Raw genomic sequence first — 21972 nt, forward strand, 5'->3', positions numbered from 1 at the left:
AGAGGACACCCCTTTTAAGGCAAATATTTCATAATTATTTGTGCAATATCATCAACATCAGCAACTTCATCGACAAGCTGCGTTTCCACCGCAGCTTTCGGCATACCATACACTATGCAAGTATCAGCTGACTCTGAGATAGCAATCACATTCCCAGTACTTTTTAATGCTTTTAATCCTTTTGAGCCATCATGGCCCATACCCGTCATAATGACTGCTACCTTATCAAAATCTTTAATTTGGCTAACGTCTTCGAACATGACATCTACTGATGGGCGATGTCCGGAACGTGGTAGTTCATTATTATCAAGGACGACACCAAAAGAGGTGCCTACTTTTCTTAGTTTCAAATGATACCCACCGGGAGCGATATAGGCCACTCCATTTTGTAAAATATCACCTTGCTCTGCTTCCTTTACAGTAATCTCACTTAATTGGTTTAAGCGGGAAGCCAATGATTTTGTAAAACCAGCCGGCATATGTTGGACAATTAAAATTGGCGCTTGTATCGTTTTAGGAATTTTTGTAATCACTTCCTGTAGAGCGCGCGGTCCACCTGTAGATGTCCCAATAAGCACAATTTTCTTACTTACTCTACTCCATTCCATATGTGGCTTTTTTACCTCAGGTACTAGTGTCGAAATAGGGACTGAATGAGCCACTTTTCGTTCGTTTAGTATTTCTTTTTTTATGGTACTCGCTGTTAACGTTGGTACTTGTTGTTTTTTGCTACCGGCAGGCTTTTTCAATTTGGAGATAGGTACCAATGATGCTTGTTCAACCTTGTGGACAAGTTCATTTTGGATTTTATGTAAATCAAGAGATATTGTTCCGCTAGGCTTTGCGACAAAATCAACCGCTCCATATTCAATTGCTGTTAATGCATTTTCAGCCCCTCGTTGAGTTGTACTTGAAAGCATGACCACAGGTACAGGACAAATAGCCATAATTTCATTTAAAGCCTCAAGTCCATTCATTTCAGGCATTTCAATGTCCATTGTCACAACTGTCGGCTTTAATGTTTGGATTTTTTTAATCGCATCTTTGCCGTTTCGTGCTGTTCCAACTACCTCAACCTTCGAATTCCCAACAAAAAAGTCACTAATTAGCTTTCGCATAAAAGCAGAATCATCTACTACTAATAACTTGCTTTTATGTAAAAAGTCCAATTAATCACGCCCTTTCGAAAAAATATTTCTAAGTTTAGATAAAAATTTACTCCCAGACTGTTCATGTCCATGCACTTCCTCTACACGGTGTTCCATAAAACGAGCCACTATAAGTTGAAGTGTCTTTGAAATAAGGGCATCTGGGTATGCAATCGAAAATGGCACTTGCTCGCGCACAGCTTTCCGCACAACGGTGTCCTCAGGTAACGAGCCTAACACCGTGACCTCTTTGTCTAAAAAACGTTTCATAGTAAGTTTTAAACGTTCATTTGTTTCAATTCCTTCTTCTTTAGAAAAAGCACGATTGCAAAGAATATAAATTTGCTTATCCATATCTCGTCCATGAATATATTTCATCATTGAATAAGCATCTGTAATGGAGGTTGGTTCGGCTGTCGAAATCACAATGATTTCATCTATTGATGTTAGCAAATCGAGTGACCAGTTAGTTGCACCTGCTCCCATATCAAACACAATATAGTCGAAGTTTTTTTGCAATTTTTCAAAAGCATGAATCAATTGTTCAAACATTCCATCTGACCATTCCAGCACACTCGCCATACCCGATCCCCCAGAGATATATCGCAAACCATAAGGACCTTCAAACATTACCTCATCTAGTAGCTTGTTTCCTTCTAAGTAGTCTTTAAAACTATAAGAAGCATTTTTTCCAATTAGTATATTGATATTGCCCATGCCAATATCCATATCTACGATTACAACTTTTCTCCCTTTACTCGCTAATGTAGCTGCAAAATTCATTGAAAAGTTACTTTTTCCAACTCCACCTTTTCCACTTACAACAGCGATTGCTCTACCTAATTCACCTTGCTGTCTTAGCATTTTCAAGCGCAATGTTTCAGCTTGGTCTCTCATTTTTCTTCACCTTGGAAAAACAAATTAAGAACTTCTTCTATTTCAGCTTCTTCAATATCTTCTGGTACTTCTTGACCATTCGTATAGTAAGCAAGTCCTTTATTATATTTAATCATTAAATTAATCATTGTGCCAATAGAATTTGTTTCATCAATCTTGGTAAAAATTATTTTTTCAATTGGCAACTGCTTAAACTGGTCAATAATGTCCGTCATATCTTTTTCTTTTGCTGTCATAGCAAGCACTAAAAAGGATTCAGCTTGATCGTCAAACTTTATAAGTCGCTGTAAATCATCAACATACTTTACTTCTTTATAGTTTCGACCTGCTGTATCAATAAAGACTAAATCCAAATGGGACAATCGTTGGATAGCTTGTTCAAAATCTGTTGCATTATAGGCAATTTCAACAGGCGCTTGTAAAAGACCCGCATACGTTTTTAACTGCTCTATAGCAGCAATTCTGTAAGTATCCGTAGTAATAAAGCCTATTTTTTTCTTTTTCTCTAAAACCGCTCTGGCTGCCATCTTAGCAATGGTTGTTGTCTTTCCTACACCTGTTGGGCCTAGAACATTAATATACTTTCTTTCATAGGTTAAACCGCCTATTGGTAGACCTTCAAGTTTTTTGCGCAATAAGTTTTTCGTAATCAATTTGCATTGTGAAAAGTTGATTTCGGCTGCTTCTTTAAAATGCATAAAAAGCTCATCACCAATCATTGTGATGAGCTCCTCATTTAGCTCTTGCTGTCTTAAGTATTCAATGAAGGGTAAGAGTTCATCGGGATATTGAGCTTGGGTCGTCTTCTTATGCATCGATTGCATTAAAGATTTTAAATCTGCAATTTCCTTCCTCAATTCTTCAGGAATACCTTTCTCCTCTTGCAAGGTCGTGTCCTGCTTTGGTTGTACTGGATGAATCTTTGCTTGCACAGCATTAGTAATCTCTTGTAAACTTGCATTTTCTTTACTTGATTGAGGTGTTGCAAGAGTAGCAGTAGGTGCTGGTGCCATATTGCTTGGGTCCATTTTATCAATCCCTGCTACTACCTCAAAACTCTTCTTTTTTACGAGTCCAAAAAACTTTTTAGTTACCACTACTTTTGAATTCAAAATGACAGCGTCTTCGCCTAACTCAGCACGTACAAGTTTCATTGCTTCTGGTATGGAAGATGCGTAATATTTTTTCATTTTCACTCAACATTCACCACCCCAACACTTTGAATTTCAACCGTAGCATCAAGTTCATTATAAGATAGAACTGGAATCTGCGGGAAATAACGTTCCGTCAGCTGACGTAAATACATACGAACTGCTGGTGAACATAAAATAATAGCCGATTGTTCCATAAAGGAAACACGTTCTACCTCAGCTGCTATGGACTCTAACACAATTTGAGAATCTTGTGGATCCATTGCTAAATAATTCCCATGATCTGTTTGCTGAATACTATCAGCAATCATTTTCTCTACTTTACCTGATACAGTAATGACTTTCAATGACGCACTGTCCCCTACATATTGCGATGTAATTTGGCGCGCTAATGACTGACGTACGTATTCAGTTAATATATCGGTATCACTCGTTAATTTTGCATAGTCTGCAAGCGTTTCGAAAACAATTGGCAAGTTACGCACCGATACATTTTCTCGAAGAAGCTTGCCCAGTACTTTTTGAATCTCTCCAGTCGATAGCGGAGCAGGTGTTAATTCTTCGACTAAAATTGGATGTGTTTCGCGTAAATGATCTATTAATTGCTTTGTTTCTTGACGACCTAATAATTCATGCGCATTTGCGCGAATCATTTCAGTTAAATGTGTGGACACAACACTCGGTGGATCCACGACTGTATAACCAAACATTTCAGCATCCTCTTTAACTTGCTCTGTAATCCATTTTGCCGGTAGACCAAATGACGGTTCAACTGTCTCAATACCTTCAATTGAATCATCATCTCCTGGACTCATGGCTAAATAGTGATCAAGTAACAGTTCGCCTCTTGCCATCTCATTTCCTTTTATTTTAATGCGGTATTCATTTGGCTGTAACTGAATATTATCACGAATACGAACAACTGGAATGACAATACCTAGTTCCAACGCTAGCTGGCGGCGTATCATGATGACACGGTCTAACAAGTCTCCACCTTGTGCAGCATCTACTAAAGGTATTAAACCATATCCAAATTCAAACTCAATCGGGTCCACATTTAATAAATTCACAACATTTTCAGGGCTCTTCATGCCGTCTGTTGCCACTTCTTCCTCAATTTCAAGTAATTCTTCTTCATCCTCAGGCTTCTTACGTTCCATCATGTAGGCACCCGCAATTAACGCAATACCAATTGGTAGTGTAATCCAGTCAGGAATTGGTGTGAATAGGCCAAGTAGGATAATTGTACCTCCGGCAACATAAAGTAACTTTGCTTGAGCAAATAGCTGGCCCATAATATCTTCGCCAAGACTGCCTTTAGAAGATGCACGTGTTACAACAATCCCTGTCGCTGTAGAGATGAGTAATGCTGGAATTTGTGAAACGATACCATCGCCCACTGTCAGCTTGGAGAAATGGGTTGCGGCTTCCGCAAATGGTAAACCCATTTGCACAACACCGATGATGATACCAAATAATAAGTTGATAATAACCATGACCATAGAGGCAATGGCATCCCCTTTAACGAATTTCGTGGCACCATCCATCGCCCCATAGAAATCCGCTTCACCCGCTACTTTATCACGACGTTCTCGCGCTTCGCGCTCTGAAATAACCCCTGCGTTTAAGTCAGCGTCAATACTCATTTGTTTACCAGGCATCGCATCTAACGTAAAACGTGCTGCTACTTCTGCTACACGTTCCGCCCCTTTTGTAATAACGATAAACTGAATTAACACAAGAATTAAGAATACGACTAGACCAACGAGAACATTCCCGCCGACTACGAAATCCCCGAATGTTTCAACTACAGAACCTGCATCCCCGGTTGCTAAAATCGCACGCGTTGTGGATACACTCAGTCCAAGTCGAAACAAGGTTAACAGTAAAATAACTGAAGGAAAGATCGAAAAGTCTAACGCTTCCTTCATACTCATTGCTGTTAATAGTACTATTAATCCTAAAGTAATATTAATGACGATTAAGAAACTTAACATCCAAGGAGGAAGAGGGATGATGAGCATCGCTACGATTAAAATAACCGCACCTAAAACCCCTATATCGCGAACCTTCATTTGTGTCCCTCCTACATAAAAGCTTTAAATTTTACGCTTAATACGATAAACATAAGCGAGTACTTCTGCTACTGCTTTGAAAAATTCATCCGGTACCTGATCGCCAATTTCTACCTGATCATACATCGCACGTGCTAATGGTCTATTTTCAACCATAATGACATCATGTTCTTTCGCAATCAGTTTAATCTTTTGGGCAACAAAGTCTGTGCCCTTTGCGACCACCCGAGGGGCATCCATACTTTCCTCATCATATTTTAGAGCAATCGCATAGTGAGTTGGGTTTGTTATAACCACATCTGCACTTGGAATCTCTGACATCATCCGACGCATCGCCATTTCGCGCTGACGTTGTTTGATTTTTGATTTGATAAGTGGGTCACCCTCACTATTTTTATATTCATCTTTAATGTCTTGCTTGGACATTTTAAGATTTTTTTCATAATCATGTTTTTGGTACATCCAGTCCAATAAGGATACACAAAGTAAGACAAGCGAAGCTGCAATACCCATAATACCGACGAGTTTCCCAACTGTAATAAGGGTCATCCACGGACTTTTAAAGGATAAGGCTAATACTTCAGGTAAATTTGACCAAATAATAATTGTTGTAACCCCACCAATAAAGGAAATTTTCAATACTGATTTTAATAGTTCAACAATTGCTTTAACAGAAAATATTTTTTTTAACCCTTTAATGGGGTCCATTTTTTTTAAATCAAATTTCATCGGTTCTAATGTAAATAAGAAACCAAACTGTAGAAAGTTCCCTGCTAATGCCCCTACAAAGGCAATGGCCATAATTGGCACGATAATATACGCCATTTCCGTTAATGTTTCTGTAAATAAGCGCATAACACTATCAATGGTTAGTGTTTCTACACGTATGTTATGAATAAAGGTTTGTCTAAAAAAAGCTAAAATTTCGTCTATTAGTGAGCCCGCAAAGAAGAAGAGAAAGATAAATACCATGAGCATAACAATAGCGCTTGATATATCCTGACTCTTGACGACTTGACCTTTTTTACGTGCATCTTGCCGTTTTTTAGGTGTCGCCTTCTCTGTTTTTTCACCTGCAAAAAATTGTAAGTCTAAATCCAGTAGTAGCAACATTTTATCCACCACCTAAAATTGCCATTAAATCTCGCATAGCGTAGATCATAATTGTAATAAGCTTTTGAATGACTTGTATCATAACGCCCATCATTGTGAAAAGCACTAAAAAACTGACACCAATTTTAATTGGGAAACCAACAACGAAAATGTTCAATTGCGGGACAGTTTTTGCGGTTATTCCTAGCGCCAAATCGACTAAAAACAATGTTGCTACAACCGGTGCAGCCATTTGGAAAGCAATAGCAAAGACGGCGGTAAATGTTGTCATGATAAACTGGATATACTCTTCATTCGCAAAATCAGGGAACCCTTGATCCATCGGTAAAAATTGATAACTATAGTAAATGCCATCTAGAATCATATGATGTCCATCAATCGCTATTAGTAATAGTAGTGCTAGCGTATTGAAGAATTGTCCAATTAATGGACTTTGTGCCCCCGTCTGCGGATCAATAATATTAGCAATGGCAAACCCCATTTGGAAATCAATAAAGCTACCGGCGATTTGAATCGCCGACATGACGATGTAGCCTACTAGACCAAGTAACAGCCCAATAAGTGCTTCCTTCATCACTAAAAGTATGTAATCACCATTAAAAAGAAACGGCTCTACGTCGATTGTATAATACATCATCCAAGCTAAAACGAATGCGAGAGTAATTCGTACTTGCTGCGGAATTGTTCTGTACGAAAAAAAAGGTACAGTGACAAAAAAAGCTGTTACACGTACAAGTACTAATAAGAAAACGGTTATTTGAGGGATTAATTCATTCATGCACTCACCCTATGTAACGCGTTAAATTCTCAAAAATGTCTCTCGCATAACTCGTTACTTGTGATAACATCCATGGACCAAAGAATACAATGGCCACTAATACCGCGACGATTTTTGGAACGAATGCTAATGTCTGCTCTTGAATTGAAGTTGTTGCTTGAAAAATACTTACCGCTAAACCAGAGATTAAAGCAACTAATAATAGCGGTCCGCTTGTTAGAAGGATAATCATAATGGCACGCTCTGCAATTGAAATGACCATTTCACCTGTCATACTGTATCATCCCCTAAAAACTTTGTAGTAAGGATTTCATTACGAGGTACCAGCCATCGACAAGTACAAATAATAAAATCTTAAACGGCAATGAAATCATAACCGGTGGTAACATCATCATCCCCATCGACATTAACGTACTAGCAACAATCATATCGATAACAAGGAATGGAATAAAAATCATAAAACCAATTTGAAATGCTGTTTTTATTTCGCTCAAGGCAAAAGCAGGTACGAGCATTGTTAATGGAATTTCTTCCACCGATGCCGGTTTTTCTGCTTGATTATACTTTAAAAATAAATCTAGATCCTTTTGCCTTGTATGCTTACTCATAAATTCCTTGAAAGGCTCACTTGCGCGATCGTATGCTTCTTCTAGGCCTATTTCCTCGGCAAATAATGGCTGTAAGGCCTCTTTATTCACCTCTTGGAAGGTTGGAGCCATAATGAAAAATGTTAAAAATAAAGCTAGACCGACAATGACCTGATTAGGAGGCATTTGTTGGGTTGCCAGTGCTGTACGCACAAACGACAACACAATTACGATTCTTGCAAATGAAGTCATTAAAATTAAAATACTTGGTGCCAGTGATAATACCGTTAATAATAATAGTAGTTTAACAGAGGTGGAAACATTGGCCGGATCACTACCAGAAAGGATATCGACTACATCATTCATTTTTCATCATTCTCCTTTTGTTTCCATTTCTCTAGTTCCTCACTACGCTCCTGTTTAATTTCAGATATCTTTTTTTCAAATAGTTCTCCAAACGAGTCCTGATTTTGTTGTGTTGTTGAACTATGTGTATTTTTTTTCTTAAACTTCGAAAACAATTCAGCTATATAAGGTGATGTTGCTGCATATTCTTGTCGTTCGTTATAGAGTGCTAGTAGTGCTTCTACTTCCTGAGGGTCTGTAATTTCACGTAACAGTTGTACGCCCTCACCGACACCAATCAAATATAGTGATTTTCCAACTTGTAGAAGTTGCACAGATTTTTGTGCACCTAACGATAAACCGCCTAAATTTTGTACCATTTGATTCCGTTGAAAGGTTAAATTTCTTTTATTTAAGAATTTCATTAACCCGTAAAATAAAGCTACAACAAAAATAAGCGCCAAAACCATTTTTATGTATTCCCATGTAGACACATCGCCAGCTGCGGAGACAACTGCATCTTCTTTAGCAGCTGGTTCTGAGTCATCTTTACAAGCTTCTGGATTTTTCATACAGTACTCAATACTATTTGTATCGGAGTCAGCGTAAACAGAAGCTGATGTTGGGTACAAAAACAGGAACGGTACAAGAAATGCAAAAATCATCGTAAGACGAAATGATTTTAACATTTGCATGCAATCATCCTAGAGCTTTTTGAATCGCTTCAATTACTCGATCTGCTTGGAAAGGCTTAACGATAAAGTCTTTTGCACCCGCTTGAATTGCATCGATTACCATTGCTTGTTGTCCCATTGCTGAACACATGATTACAGTAGCGCTTGGATCTGTCCCCTTAATGGCTTTAAGAGCAGCAATGCCATCCATTTCAGGCATCGTAATATCCATTGTTACTAAATCTGGTTTTAATTCGTTGTATTTTTCTACAGCTTGTAAACCATCAGCTGCTTCCCCTACAACTTCAAATCCATTTTTCGATAAAATATCCTTGATCATCATGCGCATGAATGCAGCATCGTCTACAATCAAAATTCTTTTAGACATGGTTAACTCCTCCAATTGAAACTATCTTAAATTATTTAAACGCTCTGCTTGACTTAAAACATCTGTAATGCGAACACCGAAGTTTTCATCAATAACAACAACTTCGCCTTTAGCGATTAAACGGCTATTTACTAGAATATCGACTGGTTCCCCAGCTAATTTATCTAGCTCAATAATCGATCCACTAGCTAGCTCTAAAATCTCTTTAACAGAACGTTTCGTACGTCCTAACTCTACAGTAACTTGCAATGGAATATCAAGTAGCATATTTAAATTTCTAGCTTCAGATTGCGAGATTACATTTGGATCAAAGCTAGCAAACTGTGCTTGTTGAACATTGACAGGTTGTACAGGTCTTGCTGATGTATGAAGCTGTTGTTCTTGATACATTGGTTGCTGTGCAGGTTGTTGGTGCATTGGCTGTTGGACAGGCGCTGCAGGTTGTTGTTGCGGCGGCGCTTGTTGCACAGGTGGCGGAGCTACTGGCGGCGCTTCTGGTGCAATTGTTGCAGCCACAGGCTCTTCAACGGGCTCTGTTTCTCCTAATAGAGACTTGACAATGTTTTGACTAAATCTCAGTGGTAGTAATTGCATTAAATTCGAATCAATTAAATTACCAATTCGGAGTCGGAATGATACTTTCACAAGTAAATCGTCTTCCGGAATATTATCTCGACCTTCATTTTGAGAAATATTCATTAAATCTATAGTTGGTGGTGAAATGTCCACCTTTTTGTTAAATACTGTCGACATAGACGTTGCAGCCGAACCCATCATTTGGTTCATTGCTTCTTGTACTGCACTTAGCTGAATTTCGCCTAAGTCAGGCTTTGGATTTAATCCATCCCCGCCTAACATTAAATCTGCAATAATAGCAGCATCTGATTGTTTAATTACAAGTAAATTCATACCTGTTAAACCAATCGTATACTCAACTTGTACTGCTACATAAGGATGAGGAAACTCCTCTTCTAATTTATTGCGATTAATCATTGAAATACTTGGGGTAGTAATATCTACTTTTTGACCTAATAACGCTGAAAGTGCTGTAGCAGAGCTACCAAAAGATATATTTCCTACTTCACCTAATGCATCTTGAGCAAACGAATCTAGGTAGTCCTCTACTCGTATTTCATTCATTTCATCATTTGCAGAAGCTTCGGTGTCGCTGTTTTTATCTTCCAACGTCTCGCCCCTTAATAACGCTTCAATTTCTTCTTGGGAGAGCATTTCATCACTCATCTTCGTCTCCTCCTTTCAAAGGGTCGATAATCTGGATTGCTAATTTTTTACCTTGTTTTCCGGGCTGTACCGTGAATTTAGGTAATGTTCCTACTTTAAGTATTAGAGGCTCTTCAATTTTTTGCTCTAACTGAATAACATCACCCGTTTGCATCATTAGGAAATCTTCAATAGTAATGTCTGTAATCCCTAACTCTACAGAAAGTGGTAACTGTGCTTGTTTTACACGCGTTTCAAGCATTTTTGTTTGCTCTGGAGACATCTCTTTTGTATTTGTCTGCATCCAGTAGCGTACCGATAAATTAGGTACAATTGGTTCCAATACAACATGCGGAATACATATATTAATCATACCGCTTGTCTCTCCGATAATCGTATTTAATGAAATAACGACAACCGTTTCATTGGGTGAAATCATTTGTAAAAATTGAGGATTCACTTCCAGTTCTACTAAAATCGGATCGATTTCAGCGACATTTTCCCATGCCTCCCGTAAATTATCGAATGAACGTTCAAAAAGGTTTGTCATAATTTTTGTTTCAATTTCTGTTAGATTATCAACATTACTATGACTCGCCCCACTACCGCCCATTAGACGATCTAGCATTGAGTAGGCAATATTCGGATTTATTTCCATCAATATATTACCATCAAGTGGTGGCACTTCAAACACATTTATGAGTGTCATATTCGGAATCGAACGAACAAACTCTTCAAATGGTATTTGGTCTACTGATGCTACGGTAATTTGTACATAGCTTCTGAGCTGTGCAGAAAAGAAAGTAGTCAATAGTCGTGCAAAGTTTTCATGTATTCGGGTCAAACTTCGGATTTGATCTTTTGAGAAGCGTAGCGCTCGTTTAAAGTCATATACTTTAACCTTGCGCACCTCGTCTTCTTTTTTTATATCATCCGCTGACATTTCTCCGGTTGATATTGCCGAAAGAAGCGCATCTATCTCAGATTGGGATAACACATCTCCTGCCATTTGCCCACCTCCATTTCAAGCAGTTTCTGTTTTTTTAAGTAGTGATGAAGGAGGTAATATACACTTGTTGAATTTCTCCCTCTTGCATCAGTTCATTTAATTGTGTTTTTAGTGCCTTTTGGAACATTTGCTTACCTTGTTTACCTTCCAAACTATCTAACGTCATTTCGGAAAGTTCCTCAATAATGATGTTATTCGTTTGGAACTGGCGTTTTGTTAATTCAGCAGCAGCATCTTTACTTGTTGTTTGAATTTTTAGCGTCATTCGTACAACGCGCTTATCTGCAAGATTTGTTGTAATCTCTGGCACATCCACAAGACTTTCTACTACCTCATCAATCGTTGGCTCAAGTGACGCTGCGGGCTTATTGAATTGAGTAAGCAATACAAAAGCGATAACCCCAATTAGTATGATGGCCACTAATACAATGATGAGCATCGTTAACATTTTATTATTCTTCATCTTCTTCACCTCGTAGATGCGGGTTTGATAGTATTTGTATATTTTTATAAAAGGTTGTTACCTTTTGTCGCACCTCATCTTCACTCTGTAAAACAATGACTTTTGTTCCAGTCGTCAAAGTAATGGTCGTATCTGGAAAAGATTCGACTGTTTCTATGTATAAAGCATTTAAAGTAAATGCTTTGCCATTTAGACGTGATAGTTCAATCATTGAAATAGGGCCGGGTCTAACACGAGAGCCGGCCCGACCCTCCCTCATATTGAATTTATGTTTCTATAGTGCAGAACGCCGTTTACACCTAACAAGCACGTCCTGTGGCTGATGCAACACTAGCACAATCATACACACCAGAGTACTAATGTCAAAGTTTTTTCTCGATTTCACCTGAGGGATTAAAGCGACCTCATGGTTTGGCATTCAAAGCTAATTGAACTTCTTCAATTACTTAACACTAGCGTTTTAAATTAACAAGCTCTTGAAGAATTTCATCTGAAGTTGTGATAATACGCGTATTTGCTTGGAAACCACGTTGTGCAACAATCATCTCTGTAAATTCCTCAGAAAGGTCTACGTTTGACATTTCTAAAGCGCCAGATTGGATTTTCCCCATACCAGCTACAGTACCAACTTGTCCATATGCTGCACCAGAGTTTGCTGTTTGTTGATAATAGTTACTTCCCACTTTCGCAAGACCACCAGCATTCGGGAATTTAGCCATAATCAGCTGACCTGCCCACTGAAGATCACCGTTTAAATCAACATATGTGACAGTACCATCCTGTCCAATCGACAATTCCTTCGCAGTTGTAGGAATACGGATTGGTCCTAATGTACCGTTGTCTTCAGGAGTTAATACACCATCATCATCAAACAAGTTAGCGCCATCATCACCTGATGCGTTCGGTGCGTCCTCTGGAAGTACACCTGTATCATCAGTTTCGAAAACAAGTTCATCACCAGCTGTTACTCCAACTAAATATTTACCATCTGCATTCACCAAGTAACCATTCTTGTCCATATAAAATACACCATTTCGCGTGAATAGCGTATTATTGAAGCCTTCTTCTGTAACTGCACCTGTGTCATCAGGTGCACTATTTGCATCTGCAACCATAAAGAAACCATCACCTTCAATACCTAAATCAAGTGCACGGCCGGTACCTTGTAATGAACCTCCTCCATGAATTGTATCAATAGCAGCTAATTGTGAACCTAAACCTATTTGTTGAGGATTTACCCCTCCGCGAGTAGAAGTTGCTCCAGAAGCACCAGCTTGCGTTTGAGAAATTAAATCTTTAAAGAGAACACGACCTTTTTTAAAGCCATGCGTGTTAACGTTAGCGATGTTATTACCAATAACATCAAGCTTCGTCTGGAAGTTTTTTAAACCGGAAATACCTGAATACATAGAACGTAACATTGTTGTCGTTCTCCCTTCGTTTTTGAATTGTGTGCTTCAGTCAGTCAGCTACACATAAGGCTTCCTTACATCAGAAGGTCCAGCCTTAAAGCACAATAGTGCCATCAATATTGGTAAATAGTTGTTGTTTTGCTTCCGTGCGATCCATCGCTGTAATGACAGTTGCATTTTTTGCGCTGACAATTAGAGCTGCTTGTTCCATCAAGACTAATGGTTGTTTGACACCTTTTGAGTGTGCCTCAAATACTTTGTCACAAACAACCTGCCATTCTTGTTCAGTAATCGCAATATTACGCTCGACAATGCGCTCATGTGCATGCTTACTTACTTTCAGCTCCTGTTGCTGAGTGGCCTCCTGTAAATGAGCACTAAATGATTGCTGAGACCTAACGGGCGTATGTTGCGTTTGGCGAATAGTTGGATGCAATGGTACACGATGAATTGAAAACTTATCCATCCTAATCCCCACCTTTATTCGCTTATTACTGTAAATTCTTTACCCGTTAGTTTTTTGTCATTATCTAATACATAGTAAATAACATTATCTTTACTTGTCACCGAGACAATACGTCCTTGGAGCTCTTGCTCGCCATCCTGATAAGTAACATTTTTACCTATCAGCTTGCTTGCTTGTACAAGTGGTGATTCAGTTGACGAGTTATTACCGCCTGTAATAGCTGAGATATTACCAGGGGATATTTCTTTACCATCAGCTAATATAAACACTACAGTACCTTCCACGAATTTTACCGATTCAATAACGCCTGTACCTTCATTTATAATCGGTTTACCCTTATCATCTTTTTCCTCTGTTAATTCATGCCATTTTACTTCCTTACCCACAAAAGATGAGTAGTTCATAAGTTGTGTTTGCTGCTGAGAGGCTAATAAGGCCTCCAACCCTTTGGTCATATTTTGCATTTGCTCAAGAGAAGAGAATTGGGCCATCTGGGCGATAAATTCACGGTCATCCATTGGATTTGTTGGATCTTGGTTTGCTAATTGCGTTATTAATAATTGTAAAAAAGCATCTTTACCAAGTTCGCTATTACCTGTTTCTTTAACAGGCTTCTGATAGTTTGAATAGTAAAGACTATCCGTTATCGTTGTATTTGTTGTTTTAACTTCTGCCATGCTTACACCTCCTCATTTATTAGATAGTCACTAAAGGACTTGCTATCATCGTCATCGTCATTTTTTTGCTCTTGCTCTTCTTCTTGCTGTTGCTTAAAGAAGTTATTAAAGAAGCTTTGATCACGTTGTTGGCGATCTGCATCCTGCAATGACTGCGCAATATCAAGCCTTTCGACTTGGATGTTCTGCTGGACAAAGGCTTGCTTTAATTGATGTGCTTGGCTATCAAGTAGTTCACGGCCATGCGCAGTAGAAGCAAGAAGACGTGCCGTCAAGACGCCATCATTTTGTACTAGCTCGATACGAATTGTCCCCAGATTTTCTGGATACAATTTTAATGTTAAACGGGTAATGCCCTGTGCATTAGAGAGTTGAGCTTTGTTGATAATGGCTTGCATCTCTTTCAGTAATGCCTCAGATTGGGCTGGTTTTGCTGCTGGCAGTGTGACTTGATATGTGTCTGCCTTTGTTTGTACTGTATTTGATGTGACCATTTCGTTAGCACTTGTATCAGTCTGTTTCGTTACTTGTACTTGCTGGACAACTTGTTGGAAGCCCTGTAATGGCAATGTAGCAGTTGTTTTTGTCATTACTTGTAAGGCAGTTTGAATAGTTTCAATCTGTGTTTGCATCGTTGATAAAAAGTTTTTACTATTCGCTAGCAGGTTTTCTTGTGTCGCTGTTAAATCAGTTTTCTGTCCTACTAATTCAGCCAGCTTTAAGACCTGAAGTAACTGTGTTGCTTCTTTTGGTGTTACTTCTCCTTCACCTTGTAAAGCGGATACTATCTGTGTTTGAAGCAATGGTGCTTGCGCATCAACTAATGCTAGTAGCTCCCATACATCGCCTGCTTGCTGTTCTTCGCCTAATAGTTGTTGCACTAATTTTTGCAATTGCTCTGCATCAATATTTAATGCAGCCATTAGATCGTCCAGATTTAGCATTTCATCGATTGCAACTGCTTTGCCATCTTCTCCAACTTGGAGCATTAACAAGCCGTCATCATGTGGAATATCCAATAAATTTAAAAGTTCCTCCATTGATTCTGCATCCAATACAGCCGCTAATTCAGCCAGCCCTGCTTCCTCCTTAGTACCCGAAGATTGTGTTGTCTGCTGAGCTTGGTTTGTTGAGGACATTACTTGTCCAAAGACAGATCCAAATGTAGATAAATGATTTTTTGGCGTTACTGCATTTGTTTGAACGTCTGCCTTAGTTGTTGTTACATTTTTAGCTGTAGCCACTTTAGAAGTCATCATTTGCATCATTGCAATATTCATTTTTTCACCCCCTTTCAGATCTTATTGTTTCGACATCATTTCTGTATATTTGGCCGCATCTTGTGGATCCATCTTCTCAAGGATTGCTGCTAATTTATCTGGTTTTAAGTTCGATAAAATGCGAAGAGCTTCTGCATCACTCATTTTAATGAGTACAGGTGCAGCTGCTTTAGCAGACATTTTATCAAAGGTTGTCAAAATATCATTAAAATCTCGTTTAACGTCGTCTTGCTCTCTTTTTAATTTCTCAATTTCAAAAAGCAATTGTTCTTTCTCTGTCATTAGCTGTTCTTTTTCAGTCAATGTTGAATCCAATTTCTTTTGCAATTGTGTAATTTCAGCTTCTTTTTCTTGGATTTCAGCCTGTAAGTTGACTACCTTTGAATCGTTATTAACAACAGCATCTTTCGCTTGCTGTTCCTCTGATTCAACAAAAGGTAAGTTTCCTAGAGCTTTTTTACCTAAATCAAAGACATTGGTATTCATCAATGTAGCGACTATAAGTAGAACAGCTACAACAAACATTATCGGTAGCAGTATCCACATGAAAAACTTTTGAAAACCACCAGATTTCCGCGTTGGTTGCTGTTCCTCTAACTCTTTTACAATTCGATTGTTTTTTGCCATGAAATCACCTGATTTCTTTCTTGTTGTACGTAAGTGATGAAATTTCATCTAAAAAAATACCTTCAATACGATCTTGTTCTTGTTGGAACACTTTAAAATCTTTTTCGCGCATTTTTTCGAATTTACGTACTTCCAAGTTTTTTTCTAATAATTTTTCTTCATGCCAGTTCATCTTTGCACGCGCTTGGACAACCTTTTGCTGCACATCTGCGATTGTTTTTTCAAGGCTGTCTATAAAGCGGGCATAATGATGAATTTCCTCTATCGACGAACCTATAGCTAAACGTTGTTGCTGAAATTCTAGTAAATTTTCTTTCTTTTTCAGCAAATCATATAGCTTTGTTGCGATTTCTTCAAAAGAACGTACAGATTCTTTATAGGCGATTTCGGTTTCATTCTTTTCTTGCTCACGAATGGTTAACACTTTTTCAAAACGATATATATAACTGACCATCTATTTGCCCCCACCGTTCGATAATGTAATTAACTCATTCATACTTTCTTCAAGTGTCACCTTATCTAAATATCCTTGCTTTAAATAAGCAGTTATAAGCGGTTCATAGTGAATCGCTTCATCAATTTCTTGTGACGTTCCCCGTTTATAAGCGCCGATATTAATTAGATCCTCTGACTTGTCATATGTATAATAGAGCTCTCGCAAACGTTCTGCTGCCTTTTTATGTTCAGGCTCTGCCACATGATTCATCAAGCGACTAACGCTTTTCAACACATTAATCGCCGGATATTGTCCTTTGTTAGCAAGATTTCGATCAAGTACAATATGTCCATCTAAAATCCCTCGAACAGTATCAGCAATCGGCTCATTCATATCATCCCCATCTACTAGGACAGTATAAAAGGCCGTAATAGAACCCTTTTCATTTGTGCCAGTACGCTCTAATAATTTAGGTAATATCGCAAATACAGATGGCGTATAACCTTTTTGAGCAGGTGGTTCACCAGTAGCAAGCCCGATTTCACGTTGTGCCATTGCAACACGTGTCACAGAGTCCATCATTAACATGACATTTAAACCACGATTTCTAAAATACTCCGCAATAGCTGTCGCTGTAAAAGCACCTTTAATACGCATAAGTGCTGGCTGATCAGATGTTGCCGCTACAACAATCGAGCGACTCAATCCCTCTTGTCCTAAATCACGCTCAATAAATTCACGAACCTCACGACCACGCTCTCCAACCAATGCAATTACATTTAAATCAGCTTGCGTATTACGCGCAATCATACCGAGCAATGTACTTTTTCCGACCCCCGAACCAGCGAAAATCCCGACCCGTTGTCCATTCCCTACTGTTAACATACCGTCAATCGCTTTTACGCCAACCTCAAGTCTCTCATCGATAGGTGGACGTGTCAGCGGATTCGGCGGGTCTTGCTCTGTTGGTACAGTCATTAGACCCTTTGGTAATAATGTACCATCAATAGGATTCCCCATAGAATCAAGTACTTTTCCAATTAACTCTGGCCCAACCCTTACTTCGAGTGGCGCTCCAGTACCTTCAACTAAGCAACCAATCGAAATTTCACGCAGCGAGGTAAAGGGCATAAGGACTACGATTTCGTCTTTAAAACCAACGACCTCTGCCAAAATGATTTGATGGCCGTTTTTCGATGTTTCAACATGTATTTTACATACATCACCGATGGAACTATCCGGACCTTGCGACTCAATCATCAAGCCGACAACTCTCGTCACTCTACCAAACTTTTTAAAGGTTGGTATATTAGGAATTTGTTCGATTAATTGAGCCGTTTTCATCTAGATCATTCCTTACTTTCTAATATTTCATGTAGTTTTAATCTCAATTCATTTAACTGCTCATCTATACTTACAACGATACGGCCATGATTTGTTTCGATAAAACAATCTGTTTCGTTTTCTAAATCTTCATTAACAAAAATCATAAATGGTACATCTGTTGGGAACATTTCAGCGAGTTCATCACGATTTGCAGTAATTAACCCGTAATAGGTCGGCGAAACGTAGATTTTTATTTCTTTCATTTCTCTCGCTTCTTTTAGCCCTCTTCTGACGATTGACACAAACATTTCATCATCTCGTTCTAGTGAAGCACCTATAATTCGTTCTGCCGCTGTCAATCCAAGTTCCAAAATGATAGCCTCTTGGTCTTGAATATATTTCTGCGCATTTTCTCCTGCTTGTACAATAACTTCATTGGCAGTGTGTAAGGATTGTGCCATTGCTTCATTGGCTTTGTTTGTACCATCCTCATAGCCTTGACCAAAGCCTTCATCGTAAGCTTCTTGTACGCGATTCGGTCGTTCTTCTTCCCAACTTTGTTTCATGTGCTCAATTTCTTGGAAGTACAATTGTTTTTCTTGCTCAAAAGCCTCACGCTCATTTTGTAGTGCAGTTCTTGCCTCAGCAAGCAACTGATCACGTTCTATAAGTACGTCTTCCATAGTAATTTGGCTGTGGGATGTTTCATCTGTTTCAATTTCGGGTATTTCAAACATGTCACGAATTTGTATCTCTTTCACATTTTCGCCATTGGATTGTGTATATACGGAACGGATGATTCTAGACAATGACGTCATCTCCTCCACCACGTGCAATAATAATCTCACCAGCATCCTCTAAGCGACGAATAACAGCTACAATGCGAGATTGTGCTTCCTCTACGTCACGTAAACGTACAGGTCCCATAATCTCCATTTCTTCTTTAAACGTTTCAGCCATTCGTTGTGACATATTACGGAAAATAATGTCTTTTACTTCTTCACTTGACACTTTCATTGAAAGCAGTAAATCTTCATTTTCACAATCACGAATAACACGCTGAATAGAGCGGTTGTCGAGCGTCACGATATCTTCGAATACAAACATGCGTTTTTTGATTTCTTCAGCAAGTTCAGGATCTTGAATTTCGAGTGCGTCCAGAATGGTTTTTTCGGTTTGTCTATCTACTCCATTTAATACTTCAACGACAGCATCGATGCCGCCTGTTTCTGTATAATCCTGTGTGACCGTAGATGATAATTTACGTTCCAATACAGACTCAATTTCACTAATTACTTCTGGTGAAGTCGACTCCATCGTGGCAATACGTTTGGCGATATCTGCCTGCACCTCTTGCGGAAGTGAAGATAAGATAACACCTGCTTGCCCTGCTTCTAAATAAGACAGAATAAGGGCAATTGTTTGCGGGTGTTCATTTTGAATAAAGTTAAAAATTTGCGATGGGTCAGCTCTACGTGCAAAGTCGAAAGGTCGCACTTGTAAAGAGGATGTTAAACGATTAATAATCGTTTGGGCTTGTTCCATGCCAAGTGCTTTCTCAAGTACTGTTTTCGCGTAACCAATACCACCTTGTGTAATATAATCTTGCGCAAGGGCAATATTATGGAATTCTTCTATTATTTCTTCTTTCACGTTCGCTTCTACTTTTTTAACACTTGAAATTTCTAACGTTAAACGTTCAATTTCTTCTTCAGTTAAATGTTTATAGACAGAAGCTGAAACCTCAGGCCCTAGTGAAATTAACAAGAGTGCGGCCTTTTGTTTTCCGGTTAATTCCTTATCTTTCTTGGACACAGCCGAACCTCCTAGTTAGTCTTCCGCAATCCAACTACGCAGTAACTTCGCAAAATCGTCTGGCTTCTCTTTAGCCATTTTCTCAAGTTGCTTACGACGCATTGTAGCTTCCGTTTCAATTTCTTCATTAATATCATCAATCATTAGTTCTTCTTGTTCTTCTAGGATACTAAGTTCTTCTTCTTCCTTCGCACGTTTACGAGAACGAATGATGAAGAATGCTAGTAATAGAATGACAGCTAGTAAAATGCCTCCAATGACCCAAACCCACCATGGAATAACTGGATTTTCACTACCTACATCTGTTGCTTTACCATTTAAGGATTGTACTGAAACAGCCACTTTTTCATTAATTTGCTCTTGCGTAAGTTCAGCTGCTACATCTTTTGAAATTGTTGTACGTACAATAGTACTTAAAATTTTCTCAATATCTTCTAGCACACCATCTGGTAGCGATGCTGCGTCTGTTGCTGTCGGTGGCTCAACGATTACTTGTATACCGATATCTTGGACTTTATAAGGTGCCTCTTGAATATCTTTACGAATACGGTTGACATCATTATTGATAGTTTCTTCCGTACGTTCGTAATCTCCGTCACCCATTGCACCTTCATTATAGGTTGTGAAGTTATCTGTAGTTGTTTCTGCCTCAGGTGTACCCGTCGCTGCCGCACCTGAACCCGAATAGGATTCAGTAATACGTTGGGCGCTAATAGCAATGCCCTCCATATTCTCTTCATCAACTGGTGTCACTATATTTTCTTCACGATTTTCTTTTTTAAAATCGATATCTGTTGTAACTGATGCAATTACTTTATCTTGCCCCATTAATGTACCAAGCATATTCTGTACTTGACGTTGCAAGTCACGTTCCACCATTTTTTTCATCTGTAATTGACCTTCAGCTGTAGTTGTTGATGAAGCATCAGCAGTTGCAGCATTTAAATCAAAGTACTCCGAAAATTGGTTGGAAATAACGATATTATCTGTGCTTAAATTTGGAATGCTTTTTGCTACTAAGTTGTACATAGTAGCAATTTGTTGTTCCGTAAACTTATAGCCAGGATCGGTATTTAAAACAATAGAAGCACTTGCATCTTCTTTTACATCCGTTACGAAAACACCCTCTTCAGGTAAAGTAATCATAACTTTTGCATCTTTTACACCCTCTAGATTTTTAATCAGTTTGCCGATTTCTGTTTCTGTTGCTGCTTTTTTCAATAAGTTAAATTCATTATCTGTCATACCAAAGCCAGAACTATTAGCAAACGAGTAATCAATCGTGCCGGTTTGAGGATATCCTTCTGATGCTAGTTGCACTAATAAAGCATCAGCTTGTTGTTCAGGTACGAGTATGGAAGTTCCACCAGGTGCAATTTCATATTTTACACCTTGGGTATCCAACGCCTCCTTCACTTGACCAATTTCTCTCGTTGACAAATCTTTATAGAGTGGTACATATGTAGTTTTTGTAGCGAAAAATGTAATAACAGCTGCAAGTACTATCACACCTACTACAGAACCAATCATTACACCTTTTTGTTTTTTACTACGACTTGTCCAAAATTGGCTGGTGTCGTTTTTTATTTTCGTCAATCGTTCATTCATTATGAATCCTCCGGTTATAGTGAATAACCTAGCAATTAATAATTCGCGATAACAGTGGTACCCCATAGTTTGCAAATTTTTCACCTGTAACAGCAAAGTTCCTATGACAACTATGGGAAACTTGTCTTTATTTAATGGTGCATTTTAACACCTATTTAATAAAGTTAGACACTCATTCGCATTATTTCTTGGTAAGCTTCAATCACCTTATTGCGAACTTCAATTGTTGCATTTAATGTAACGCTTGCCTTTTGTGATGCAATCATCACTTCGTGCAACTCTACGTCTCCACCAGTTATTAGCTTTTTAGTAAAATTATCAGATGTTATTTGCTGATCATTTACTTTTGAAATAGCTTCTTTTAACGAATTCGCAAAGCTCTGTTGTGCTTCATAAGGTGTCGTATTCAATTTATTTGTTTCGTTTACAACCTGAGTAGGTGTCATTAGTGAAACGGACGAAATTGTCATTATGTA

General features: G+C 38.5%; 25 protein-coding genes. All 25 read right to left on the bottom strand.

Annotated elements, in window-relative coordinates:
- Positions 1–14: 14 nt before the first annotated feature.
- Positions 15–1169 carry a protein-glutamate methylesterase/protein-glutamine glutaminase gene (locus C9J35_RS00985; RefSeq protein WP_107923068.1) on the bottom strand — a complete coding sequence of 385 codons (1155 nt, stop codon included), beginning with the start codon at positions 1167–1169 and terminating at the stop codon, positions 15–17.
- Positions 1170–2045 (bottom strand): MinD/ParA family protein, encoded by an 876-nt coding sequence (locus tag C9J35_RS00990; protein ID WP_107923069.1) that lies wholly within the window; start codon positions 2043–2045, stop codon positions 1170–1172. It abuts the gene before it with no gap.
- Entirely contained in the window at positions 2042–3241 is a 1200-nt protein-coding gene (gene flhF / locus C9J35_RS00995) for a flagellar biosynthesis GTPase FlhF (RefSeq protein WP_107923070.1), read from the bottom strand. The genes C9J35_RS00990 and flhF overlap by 4 nt, the downstream gene beginning before the upstream one ends.
- Positions 3238–5271 carry a flagellar biosynthesis protein FlhA gene (gene flhA / locus C9J35_RS01000; protein WP_107923071.1) on the bottom strand — a complete coding sequence of 678 codons (2034 nt, stop codon included), beginning with the start codon at positions 5269–5271 and terminating at the stop codon, positions 3238–3240. The genes flhF and flhA overlap by 4 nt, the downstream gene beginning before the upstream one ends.
- Before the next feature lie 24 nt (positions 5272–5295).
- The gene (gene flhB / locus C9J35_RS01005; protein ID WP_107923072.1) at positions 5296–6384 is read right to left on the bottom strand and encodes a flagellar biosynthesis protein FlhB; all 1089 of its coding nucleotides are present in this window, start codon (positions 6382–6384) and stop codon (positions 5296–5298) included.
- Between the two features lies 1 nt (position 6385).
- Positions 6386–7162, bottom strand: a complete 777-nt coding sequence (gene fliR / locus C9J35_RS01010) for a flagellar biosynthetic protein FliR (RefSeq protein WP_107923073.1) — start codon at positions 7160–7162, stop codon at positions 6386–6388.
- A gap of 4 nt (positions 7163–7166) precedes the next feature.
- Positions 7167–7436, bottom strand: coding sequence for a flagellar biosynthesis protein FliQ (fliQ, locus tag C9J35_RS01015; protein WP_024362021.1), 270 nt, complete (start codon positions 7434–7436; stop codon positions 7167–7169).
- 13 nt (positions 7437–7449) lie between these two features.
- On the bottom strand, positions 7450–8115 hold the full coding sequence (gene fliP, locus C9J35_RS01020; protein WP_054767138.1) for a flagellar type III secretion system pore protein FliP: 666 nt from the start codon (positions 8113–8115) through the stop codon (positions 7450–7452).
- Entirely contained in the window at positions 8112–8783 is a 672-nt protein-coding gene (locus tag C9J35_RS01025) for a flagellar biosynthetic protein FliO (protein ID WP_235616165.1), read from the bottom strand. Before C9J35_RS01025 ends, fliP begins: the two co-directional genes overlap by 4 nt.
- 10 nt (positions 8784–8793) lie before the next feature.
- Entirely contained in the window at positions 8794–9156 is a 363-nt protein-coding gene (locus tag C9J35_RS01030) for a response regulator (protein ID WP_004269288.1), read from the bottom strand.
- A 21-nt stretch (positions 9157–9177) separates the two neighbouring features.
- Positions 9178–10398, bottom strand: a complete 1221-nt coding sequence (gene fliY, locus C9J35_RS01035) for a flagellar motor switch phosphatase FliY (RefSeq protein ID WP_054767137.1) — start codon at positions 10396–10398, stop codon at positions 9178–9180.
- Positions 10391–11386 (bottom strand): flagellar motor switch protein FliM, encoded by a 996-nt coding sequence (fliM, locus tag C9J35_RS01040; protein WP_107923075.1) that lies wholly within the window; start codon positions 11384–11386, stop codon positions 10391–10393. The genes fliY and fliM overlap by 8 nt, the downstream gene beginning before the upstream one ends.
- 34 nt (positions 11387–11420) lie before the next feature.
- Positions 11421–11849, bottom strand: a complete 429-nt coding sequence (fliL, locus tag C9J35_RS01045) for a flagellar basal body-associated protein FliL (RefSeq protein ID WP_054767136.1) — start codon at positions 11847–11849, stop codon at positions 11421–11423.
- Positions 11839–12060 (bottom strand): flagellar FlbD family protein, encoded by a 222-nt coding sequence (locus C9J35_RS01050; RefSeq protein WP_054767214.1) that lies wholly within the window; start codon positions 12058–12060, stop codon positions 11839–11841. Before C9J35_RS01050 ends, fliL begins: the two co-directional genes overlap by 11 nt.
- A gap of 241 nt (positions 12061–12301) precedes the next feature.
- A complete protein-coding gene (locus C9J35_RS01055) occupies positions 12302–13270 on the bottom strand; it encodes a flagellar hook-basal body complex protein (RefSeq protein WP_107923076.1) in 969 nt (322 codons plus the stop codon).
- Positions 13271–13355: 85 nt separating this feature from the next.
- Complete coding sequence (locus C9J35_RS01060; protein ID WP_107923077.1) at positions 13356–13727, bottom strand: TIGR02530 family flagellar biosynthesis protein; 372 nt, start codon at positions 13725–13727, stop codon at positions 13356–13358.
- Positions 13728–13741: 14 nt separating this feature from the next.
- On the bottom strand, positions 13742–14404 hold the full coding sequence (gene flgD / locus C9J35_RS01065) for a flagellar hook assembly protein FlgD (protein ID WP_107923078.1): 663 nt from the start codon (positions 14402–14404) through the stop codon (positions 13742–13744).
- A gap of 2 nt (positions 14405–14406) precedes the next feature.
- Positions 14407–15684 carry a flagellar hook-length control protein FliK gene (locus C9J35_RS01070; RefSeq protein ID WP_107923079.1) on the bottom strand — a complete coding sequence of 426 codons (1278 nt, stop codon included), beginning with the start codon at positions 15682–15684 and terminating at the stop codon, positions 14407–14409.
- A gap of 21 nt (positions 15685–15705) precedes the next feature.
- Positions 15706–16359: a MotE family protein gene (locus C9J35_RS01075; RefSeq protein ID WP_107923080.1), complete on the bottom strand. Its 654-nt coding sequence runs from the start codon at positions 16357–16359 to the stop codon at positions 15706–15708.
- The gene (fliJ, locus tag C9J35_RS01080; protein ID WP_107923081.1) at positions 16316–16765 is read right to left on the bottom strand and encodes a flagellar export protein FliJ; all 450 of its coding nucleotides are present in this window, start codon (positions 16763–16765) and stop codon (positions 16316–16318) included. Before fliJ ends, C9J35_RS01075 begins: the two co-directional genes overlap by 44 nt.
- A complete protein-coding gene (fliI, locus tag C9J35_RS01085; RefSeq protein WP_054767135.1) occupies positions 16766–18091 on the bottom strand; it encodes a flagellar protein export ATPase FliI in 1326 nt (441 codons plus the stop codon).
- Positions 18092–18096: 5 nt separating this feature from the next.
- Positions 18097–18882 carry a flagellar assembly protein FliH gene (gene fliH / locus C9J35_RS01090; RefSeq protein WP_054767134.1) on the bottom strand — a complete coding sequence of 262 codons (786 nt, stop codon included), beginning with the start codon at positions 18880–18882 and terminating at the stop codon, positions 18097–18099.
- A complete protein-coding gene (gene fliG, locus C9J35_RS01095; RefSeq protein ID WP_107923082.1) occupies positions 18875–19888 on the bottom strand; it encodes a flagellar motor switch protein FliG in 1014 nt (337 codons plus the stop codon). The genes fliH and fliG overlap by 8 nt, the downstream gene beginning before the upstream one ends.
- A 15-nt stretch (positions 19889–19903) precedes the next feature.
- Entirely contained in the window at positions 19904–21496 is a 1593-nt protein-coding gene (gene fliF / locus C9J35_RS01100; protein WP_107923083.1) for a flagellar basal-body MS-ring/collar protein FliF, read from the bottom strand.
- A gap of 164 nt (positions 21497–21660) precedes the next feature.
- Positions 21661–21966: a flagellar hook-basal body complex protein FliE gene (gene fliE / locus C9J35_RS01105; RefSeq protein ID WP_054767133.1), complete on the bottom strand. Its 306-nt coding sequence runs from the start codon at positions 21964–21966 to the stop codon at positions 21661–21663.
- Positions 21967–21972 lie beyond the last annotated feature (6 nt).

Source organism: Lysinibacillus parviboronicapiens (genome assembly GCF_003049575.1).
GTDB classification, from domain to species: Bacteria; Bacillota; Bacilli; order Bacillales_A; family Planococcaceae; genus Lysinibacillus; species Lysinibacillus parviboronicapiens.

Bases quoted from the DNA above. Each gene is read 5' to 3' on its own strand.
- C9J35_RS00990 (WP_107923069.1), bottom strand. From the start codon at position 2,045: ATGAGAGACCAAGCTGAAACATTGCGCTTGAAAATGCTAAGACAGCAA.
- flhA (WP_107923071.1), bottom strand. From the start codon at position 5,271: ATGAAGGTTCGCGATATAGGGGTTTTAGGTGCGGTTATTTTAATCGTA.
- flhB (WP_107923072.1), bottom strand. From the start codon at position 6,384: ATGTTGCTACTACTGGATTTAGACTTACAATTTTTTGCAGGTGAAAAA.
- fliR (WP_107923073.1), bottom strand. From the start codon at position 7,162: ATGAATGAATTAATCCCTCAAATAACCGTTTTCTTATTAGTACTTGTA.
- fliQ (WP_024362021.1), bottom strand. From the start codon at position 7,436: ATGACAGGTGAAATGGTCATTTCAATTGCAGAGCGTGCCATTATGATT.
- fliP (WP_054767138.1), bottom strand. From the start codon at position 8,115: ATGAATGATGTAGTCGATATCCTTTCTGGTAGTGATCCGGCCAATGTT.
- C9J35_RS01025 (WP_235616165.1), bottom strand. From the start codon at position 8,783: ATGTTAAAATCATTTCGTCTTACGATGATTTTTGCATTTCTTGTACCG.
- C9J35_RS01030 (WP_004269288.1), bottom strand. From the start codon at position 9,156: ATGTCTAAAAGAATTTTGATTGTAGACGATGCTGCATTCATGCGCATG.
- fliY (WP_054767137.1), bottom strand. From the start codon at position 10,398: ATGAGTGATGAAATGCTCTCCCAAGAAGAAATTGAAGCGTTATTAAGG.
- fliM (WP_107923075.1), bottom strand. From the start codon at position 11,386: ATGGCAGGAGATGTGTTATCCCAATCTGAGATAGATGCGCTTCTTTCG.
- fliL (WP_054767136.1), bottom strand. From the start codon at position 11,849: ATGAAGAATAATAAAATGTTAACGATGCTCATCATTGTATTAGTGGCC.
- C9J35_RS01050 (WP_054767214.1), bottom strand. From the start codon at position 12,060: ATGATTGAACTATCACGTCTAAATGGCAAAGCATTTACTTTAAATGCT.
- C9J35_RS01055 (WP_107923076.1), bottom strand. From the start codon at position 13,270: ATGTTACGTTCTATGTATTCAGGTATTTCCGGTTTAAAAAACTTCCAG.
- C9J35_RS01060 (WP_107923077.1), bottom strand. From the start codon at position 13,727: ATGGATAAGTTTTCAATTCATCGTGTACCATTGCATCCAACTATTCGC.
- flgD (WP_107923078.1), bottom strand. From the start codon at position 14,404: ATGGCAGAAGTTAAAACAACAAATACAACGATAACGGATAGTCTTTAC.
- C9J35_RS01070 (WP_107923079.1), bottom strand. From the start codon at position 15,684: ATGAATATTGCAATGATGCAAATGATGACTTCTAAAGTGGCTACAGCT.
- C9J35_RS01075 (WP_107923080.1), bottom strand. From the start codon at position 16,359: ATGAAATTTCATCACTTACGTACAACAAGAAAGAAATCAGGTGATTTC.
- fliJ (WP_107923081.1), bottom strand. From the start codon at position 16,765: ATGGTCAGTTATATATATCGTTTTGAAAAAGTGTTAACCATTCGTGAG.
- fliI (WP_054767135.1), bottom strand. From the start codon at position 18,091: ATGAAAACGGCTCAATTAATCGAACAAATTCCTAATATACCAACCTTT.
- fliF (WP_107923083.1), bottom strand. From the start codon at position 21,496: ATGAATGAACGATTGACGAAAATAAAAAACGACACCAGCCAATTTTGG.
- fliE (WP_054767133.1), bottom strand. From the start codon at position 21,966: ATGACAATTTCGTCCGTTTCACTAATGACACCTACTCAGGTTGTAAAC.